Source organism: Burkholderia sp. HI2714 (assembly GCF_002223085.1).
Taxonomy (GTDB): Bacteria; Pseudomonadota; Gammaproteobacteria; order Burkholderiales; family Burkholderiaceae; genus Burkholderia; species Burkholderia lata_D.
In genome coordinates, this window is record NZ_NKFM01000089.1 from 1 (window position 1) to 6,699 (window position 6,699).

Below are 6,699 nucleotides of genomic sequence, written 5' to 3' on the forward strand. Positions count from 1 at the left end.
CTGCGCTGGTTGCTGCGCGCGATTGCCCGACTGGGCATCGGGCCAGTCTCGTTGCGCTTGCTTCGGCACGTCAAAAGCGCGGCTTTCGCGCATTATTTCCTCACCATAACCCGGCAATTACGGGTTGACGTACCCTTGCGATCGCCATTTCGATGGGCGGCGGTGTTGACGCGCGCGATTCAACTCGCGACGAGGTCGCGTTGCGCGCAGCTCGAAACGACCGCCTGAATTTCGCATGTCCGACTATTTCGCGGACAACCCGCTGACCGGCAAGGGGAATCCCTATTTCCCAGACCGCGTGATTGGCCACGGCGCGGCCGAGTGGAGCGTGAAGACTGCAGTCGCGTTCCTCGACGGCTTCTGCCAACTGTTGTCGGCGACGCCACCGTACGAGCACCTTCGGTCGACCTTCGCGACCCGGTAGTTCCGCCGGTTGCGACGGCGGCCCAACCTGCGGACGGATATCCGGCAGGTCGCCTCCCTCGGGCGCGCTCGCCTTGCGAACACGAGCCAGCCGCCTTACAATGATCTCAAATGTAAGGAGGAATCATGTTTGAAGCCACGCTCACCAGTAAGGGGCAATTGACGTTGCCCGCCGGGATCCGGCACGCGCTTGGCCTCGCGGCCGGCGTACGGATCGTGTTTACCCCCCTCGACGATGGGACGGTCATCCTGCGTGCGAAGACCCGGAGTCTGCTCGATCTGCAGGGCACGCTGCCGTCGACGACCAGTGTGCCGACTGACGCAATGCGGATGGGCGACGCCTGATGCCCAGTCTCGATACCAACGTCCTCGTGCGCTGGCTCACCAACGACGATGTCGACCAGGTCGAGCGGATACGCGAACTGTTTGCCGCCTCGGCTGGGCAAGCCGAGGCGTTTTACGTACCGGTCACCGTGATGCTCGAGCTCGAATGGGTGCTGCGGTCCCGCTACCGGTTCGATCGCCTGCAAATCTTGGCCGCGTTGACCGCGCTACTCGAGACGCGTGAGCTGAGCTTTGAGGCAGAAGGTGCGCTCGAACGCGCGTTGCACTTGTACCGCGAGCATGGCGGGGATTTCGCGGATTGCCTGCACGTCGGTCAGGCCGGCGCCACAGGCCGAGCGCCGCTGCTCACGTTCGACCAGCGTGCAGCTCGCTTGCCTGGCGCCATGATTATTAGCGCGGGTGCGTGCAGCTGAGTTCAGGCTTTTGAGATTGAAGCCCAGTCGCCGACTCCTCGGGCGACAGCGAGAGTGTTCTAATAGAACACTTTTTCAGGCGCTTCGTGGCGAGACTCTTTGACTAGGGTCACAAACTCCAGCAGCCAGGGAAGGTTTATGGCCGGGTGTTCTATTAGAACACCCATAAAAAAAGTCCGCGTTAGGCGGACTTTTTTATGTGAGCCAAGCCTACTCCGCTTGGTTGCTGGCGGAAAACAAGGTCGCCACGAAAGTGCGAATTTTTTCTTCCATCTCGGGAGTCAGGGCACCTGCTTTGATCTTGACAGAAAGTCCGCCCGAGTCCTTCGTGATTGATCCAGCTTGAGCCTTTCCTGAGAAGATCTTCTCTATGCTGCGGTCAGTGACCGACGTCGATTTCCCATCGCTATCTAGTGCGTCCTTCAGCGCCTTAGCGAGCTTGGTTTGGTCCAAATCCCCGGCTACGACTTGTGCCCACAGCGTCGTCGCAATCTCGTGAGCCTTCCGTCCCTTGTCCTTTAGAACAGCGGCCAAATCAAACGCGCCATTCGAGCCAAGGAGTCGAGGATTTGCCTCTAGATCGCGAGTGATGAACTCGGGCAGCTCACCGAACGCCAAATACCTATACAGCATCGTCCGATTAATACCCAAAGCCTCGGCCATCCGCTTCTTGTTCGGGAACTCCTTTTCAGTCTCCCGAATCGACCTCGAGATCTCATAGTCGGACAGATCGTCGCGCACGACGTTCTCGACCAAAGCGAGCATCGCCATTTCCTCGTCGGAAATGTCCACGATCGTAACTTTGATCGTGTCCATCCCGTTCATCTTGTGCGCCCGCCAGCGCCGCTCGCCCGCCACAATCTGATATCCAGTTGTGGATTTTCGGACAACGATTGGCTGAGTCAAACCAGCCTCACGGATCGACTCCGCGAGTTGCGTCATCTTCGCTTCGTTGAAGATCCGCCGTGGTTGCCATGGGTTCGGAACGATCTCTGCAACGGGCAACTCCGACGGAGGTCCAGAGGTTTCCAGTTCCTCAATTCGGCGATTCGCGCTCGCTAATGCAGCAGCCATCCCGGGCGCAGTGCGAGCCCCCGTGGAATTGACGACCGCTGGCGTATCGTACTCGCTCGTCGCCTTCATATTCGCCGTCTTCGCCTTCATCCTGTCGCGGAGGTTACTCATTGCGCGCCCCTCCACTTCGCGACGTACTGATCGTCAATCCATCGGCAATAGTCCGTTAGTGGTTGTCGAATACGCGCAAGAGTCTTTGCGACCGCATCTCCCCTCGACAGATCAAAGACGGTTGAAAACGCGAGGGCACCATTGCTCATCACGCTCGATGCCGGGATTTCGATCGCCGAAAGCCATTCCTCATACGCCTGACGTGCCCAGTCACGAACGATGTGTGAAGACGAAGTACTTGCGTTGTCGACTTTCGACAGAAGCACTGAAACAAAGTCGTAGCTCTTCTGGACTTCATGCTTTGAGAACGTCTCCGCTACCGCCGAAAACAATGTCCAGAAGGAGACAGAAGAAATGAAGTCGAGGCTTTCCGGAACGAGCGGCATAACCAAAGCGTCAGCAGCGATCATTCCGTTCATCGTCAGATATGACAAGGACGGCGCGCTGTCCAAAACGATGTAGTCGTACTGAGAGCGAAGGGGCTCAAGTCCCTTACGGAGCACCGCCCAAAATTCATACTTCGAGTTTCCGACAACCTGACTTGGAATGAAAAACTCCGCGTCGTGCATGAAGTTGTTCGCCGGAATAAGATCGATACCGTCCCAGTATGTACTCTGGACTTTTTCGGCAAGAGTCACTTTGTCCGGTTCGTAGATGTACGGCAGGACGGTATCTTCCCATGTCACGTCTTTCTCCGCGTAGAGACCACAGAGCTCCGAAAGCGATGCCTGCGGATCGAGGTCAACCAAAAGCACCTTACGGCCCCGAAGAGACAGACCTTGAGCAATACACATGGCGGTCGTCGTTTTACATGATCCGCCCTTGAAGTTTGCTGTCGACAGTACCGCGGCATGGTGGGTCCCATCGCCCGTTTTCACCGGCGACTGCCAGATGCTGGATGCCTCTTGTACCCAACGGCGAGCCTCCGCTAGAGTGAACAGTCGCGACCGGCCATTACCTTGCGGCTCTCCCGCAGGGAGTGGGTTGGTCTCGCGGTTGTAGTGGTATTGCATCTTGTTGCGCTCGAGGCCGCAGAGTTCTGCGAGCTCACTCGTTGTGAAGACCGGCGGACTCTTTCGAGGGCGCGGTGCGAGAATCTCTTCCCGAAGATCCTTCGTCTTCATTTCTAGCCGCGCAGCGAACTGGCTTAGGTCGGACAGATTGACGCGACGGTCGACAGCTGGCAACTCACTCATCTTCATCGTGGGTGTCCTCATCAGTTTTTGGAAAGCACGGTATTTCTGGCTTTCCACAAAATTCTTGGGTTTGCTGATTCTTTGAATCGAACCCAAGAATACGCGTCTGGTCGAAAGTTTGCTAGAAGATTCGGCTGCACGATCGTGTTTTGGCGTTTAGGCGCAACAGTCCACATGTAATCAAGGCTTTGACGAACATTGCGACAGACGTCCAGACACACTTGCTATCCGTTGACCAACCACCTCCGAAATAGAGAGTGCGGCAAAAGGCTCACCGCTCATCAACCCAGCGTTGACCGTTGTACGTGGCCTCAAGTGGTTTCTGGGCGATGCCGAACCTGAATTTGCCCCGTACCTACGGGCGTTCCGGCGATTCTCGCCCGAGGTGTGCGGTCAGTACGTAGCCTTAGTAAACCAGCACCGACAAACCCACAGCAGGATTGTCTTCCGTTTTAAATCAATGCTTTATGGTCGGTTCGGTGAGCCTTTTGGCGGCTCTGGGGATGTGAATAGCGGCCCATGAGAGTCTATTGCCGTCCGAACGGTGGTGCTTTTGCCGCACGGTGATGATTTTGCCGCTCGAGCGGTGAGCCTTTTGACGCGAAAAGGAGTGCGGGGGCGTGTCACCGCCCGCAAGCGGTGAGGCGTTTCCCTTGACAGCACACCGGGCGCGCGCGTAATGTGCAGCCCGATGACGATCACCGCATGAGGAAGAAGAGGGAATGTCCGAGCCGGGCCAACTCGCAACGTCGCAACAACTCGCTCTGGAGTTATTCTCTGCAGCCGCGGACGAGGGTTATCGACCGATTGAAACGGCACAGGCGGACATTGGGTTCCTGAGAAATAATCTCCTGGTCCGAATCCTCGATCTCACGGTACTCGGAAGGCGACTGATAGACGCTGCATACTTCATCGTTGCGCAACGTGAGACTGAAGAAGCGATATACGACGAGGATCTCGGCTTCTTCAAATGGCTAATGCGCTACCCGGCAGGTAACAGCAATCGCAACCTGCGCGACGCGATCACCGCTGCGCAGAAGGCACTGATTCAGGTGACCGGTCCTGTCGGAAGTGAAGATGCGCATCCTTTCGGTTCGTTGCAGTTGATCAACCGCGTCTCGATCGAGGATGGTCGGATTCGGTTTCGTGTGCCGCCGGAAATTGTGCCGTTGTTGCGCGGACCGCAAAAGACCCATTGGTTGAGCCTGCGTGTCACGACTCAATTCAACACGACATTCGCCCGAGTTCTCTACGATCACCTGGTGCCGTACGCGTCTCAAGATGAAGTGGTTACGGAGTACTTCTCCACGGAAGAGATGAAGGGGTGGCTCGACAGTAAGGCGAGTGGGCCCGTCGAGTACAAGTATTTCAATCGAGATCACATTGAACCGGCGATACGCCAGATCAATCAGCACTCACATTTGGAAATCACGCGCCTTCGGTCGGACACGAAGAACCTACCAGGGACGCGGAAAACTGGTTTCACGCGCTTCCGCATCACGCGCAAAGCGCCACTCGATGCGCTTTTCCATGTGCCCGACGACCGGATTGAAGCTTACCGGTTATTGATGGACGGAGCAGGCCTCTCGCAGTCCGACATCGACAAGATAGACCAGGACCGAGCGTTTTATACGGTCGAGCGATTGCGGAATGCCTACGACTACACCAAGGCGAAGGCTGAGCAAGGCAAGCTCAAAACAGTCCGAGGCTACTGCCTGGACGCGATAAAGAACGGCCGTAAGTTGTCTGAGTTAGAGCGTGTTAACGCCCAGGCGCAACAAACCCTAGACCTGAGCGAACAGGAGAGAGATGCGGAAGCTCGCACGCGCGACGTTCAACTACAGTTGCATGTGTCCGCGGTGGAGCTTGCTGCGCGAGACAGAAACGCAAGCGAGTCAGAGCAAGGTATTTCACAGTTTTTGGCCGCGCCACAGGAACAGCAGGACGAGTGGTTCCGGGACTTTGTCCATGCGCCAACTAACGGATTCCTGATGACACGCAATGGAATTGATAAGGCCACTGCGACAATCGAGGACATCCTTGCTGCACCTTTGCTGCGGAGCGGTCTTGGACAGGCCATTTTTATGAAGACGCGTCCTGCCGCGAGAAGGACCACGGGCACTTAATTCAGTTAGTAGCTTCCCTGAAGCTAAATGCGGCCTACCCCTGTTAGTTCTAGCAAAACTCGCGCGCTGACGTCGGCAGCGCCCCGAGTAGCTCAGTCCGGTCGACGAGCTTGCGCGCAATCAGGTGCCGCACCTTGCCCTCGGCTTGCCACACGCCGTAGACGGCGAGCAATGCCGCGCCGAGCGCCTCCTTCCGATACGTCTCCAGCAGTTGCGGCCAGAGAATCACGTTCACCTGGCTAGTCTCGTCCTCGAGCGTCATGAACAGCACGCCGTTGGCCGTGCCAGGACGCTGCCGAACCGTGACCAGTCCGCAAGCGCGGGCGAGCTGCCCGCTCCGCAGCGTCGCCAACTGGTCGGCCGGCTGTAGGCGATCGAGCGTCAGGCGCTCGCGCAGCAGTGCCAGCGGGTGCCGGCCGAGCGTGAATCCCATCGCGCGATAGTCCGTCACGATCTCGGTTCCCTCGGAGGCCTGCGGCAGCATCGGCACCGCGTCGTCGCGTTCGGTACCGCGCAGTAGATCTCGATCGGGCACCGCGGCGGCTGCCAGCCAGAGCGCCGCGCGTCGGTTGCCGCCTGCGAGCGAGCGCAGCGCATTCGCGCGCGCGAGCACCTGCAGGTCGTGCCGATCAAGTTGCGCCCGGCGCGCGAGATCCGCGACGTCGACGAACGGGCGCACAGCGCGCGCGAGCTCGATACGGCCGGCCGTGTCCTCCCGCATGCCGTTCAGCAGTGAGAAACCGAGGCGCACGGGCGCCGACGTCGTCGACCCTTCGATCGCCGAATCCCACGTGCTGACATTCACGTCGACGGGCAGCACCTGGACGCCGCGACGCTTCGCGTCCTGCAGCAGCTGCGACGGGGTGTAGAAGCCCATCGGCTGGCATCCTATTGTGCTTTTCCATCGCGGCGAATCCAATTCACTTGTTCGGACTTCATCGGTAATGGTGCCCGGAGCCGGAGTCGAACCGGCACGCGCCGATTAGAGCGCAGCGAATTTTAAGTCCGCGG

The 6,699-nt window shown here is 58.2% G+C and carries 7 protein-coding genes and 1 pseudogene; 5 read left to right on the forward strand and 3 right to left on the reverse strand.

The annotated features are described in order from the left end of the window. From CFB82_RS43795 to CFB82_RS40665, 4 genes are all read left to right on the forward strand, one after another. A partial coding sequence (locus CFB82_RS43795; RefSeq protein ID WP_218829094.1) for a hypothetical protein occupies positions 1–228 on the forward strand: 228 nt, incomplete at its 5' end. Between the two features lie 7 nt (positions 229–235). After that, positions 236–424, forward strand: a complete 189-nt coding sequence (locus CFB82_RS40655; RefSeq protein ID WP_089487848.1) for a hypothetical protein — start codon at positions 236–238, stop codon at positions 422–424. 125 nt (positions 425–549) lie between these two features. Next, positions 550–768, forward strand: a complete 219-nt coding sequence (locus tag CFB82_RS40660) for an AbrB/MazE/SpoVT family DNA-binding domain-containing protein (protein ID WP_089487849.1) — start codon at positions 550–552, stop codon at positions 766–768. Beyond that, positions 768–1,181, forward strand: coding sequence for a PIN domain-containing protein (locus CFB82_RS40665; protein WP_089487850.1), 414 nt, complete (start codon positions 768–770; stop codon positions 1,179–1,181). Before CFB82_RS40660 ends, CFB82_RS40665 begins: the two co-directional genes overlap by 1 nt. A 210-nt stretch (positions 1,182–1,391) precedes the next feature. Here CFB82_RS40665 and CFB82_RS40670 read toward each other — a convergent pair whose 3' ends face one another. Continuing rightward, the gene (locus CFB82_RS40670) at positions 1,392–2,366 is read right to left on the reverse strand and encodes a ParB/RepB/Spo0J family partition protein (protein WP_089487851.1); all 975 of its coding nucleotides are present in this window, start codon (positions 2,364–2,366) and stop codon (positions 1,392–1,394) included. Further along, positions 2,363–3,568: a ParA family protein gene (locus tag CFB82_RS40675; protein ID WP_089487853.1), complete on the reverse strand. Its 1,206-nt coding sequence runs from the start codon at positions 3,566–3,568 to the stop codon at positions 2,363–2,365. The genes CFB82_RS40670 and CFB82_RS40675 overlap by 4 nt, the downstream gene beginning before the upstream one ends. A gap of 716 nt (positions 3,569–4,284) precedes the next feature. Here CFB82_RS40675 and CFB82_RS40680 point away from each other — a divergent pair. After that, a complete protein-coding gene (locus CFB82_RS40680) occupies positions 4,285–5,688 on the forward strand; it encodes a replication initiation protein (protein WP_089487852.1) in 1,404 nt (467 codons plus the stop codon). A 49-nt stretch (positions 5,689–5,737) separates the two neighbouring features. On the opposite strand, the pseudogene CFB82_RS40685 reads toward CFB82_RS40680, so the two are convergent. Beyond that, positions 5,738–6,580 (reverse strand): annotated as a pseudogene (locus tag CFB82_RS40685) (helix-hairpin-helix domain-containing protein); the annotation flags it as partial. Positions 6,581–6,699 lie beyond the last annotated feature (119 nt).

Excerpts from the sequence above, each read along its gene's own strand:
- CFB82_RS40655 (WP_089487848.1), top strand. The coding sequence starts at position 236 with ATGTCCGACTATTTCGCGGACAACCCGCTGACCGGCAAGGGGAATCCC.
- CFB82_RS40665 (WP_089487850.1), top strand. The coding sequence starts at position 768 with ATGCCCAGTCTCGATACCAACGTCCTCGTGCGCTGGCTCACCAACGAC.
- CFB82_RS40680 (WP_089487852.1), top strand. The coding sequence starts at position 4,285 with ATGTCCGAGCCGGGCCAACTCGCAACGTCGCAACAACTCGCTCTGGAG.
- CFB82_RS40675 (WP_089487853.1), bottom strand. The coding sequence starts at position 3,568 with ATGAAGATGAGTGAGTTGCCAGCTGTCGACCGTCGCGTCAATCTGTCC.
- CFB82_RS40670 (WP_089487851.1), bottom strand. The coding sequence starts at position 2,366 with ATGAGTAACCTCCGCGACAGGATGAAGGCGAAGACGGCGAATATGAAG.
- CFB82_RS40660 (WP_089487849.1), top strand. The coding sequence starts at position 550 with ATGTTTGAAGCCACGCTCACCAGTAAGGGGCAATTGACGTTGCCCGCC.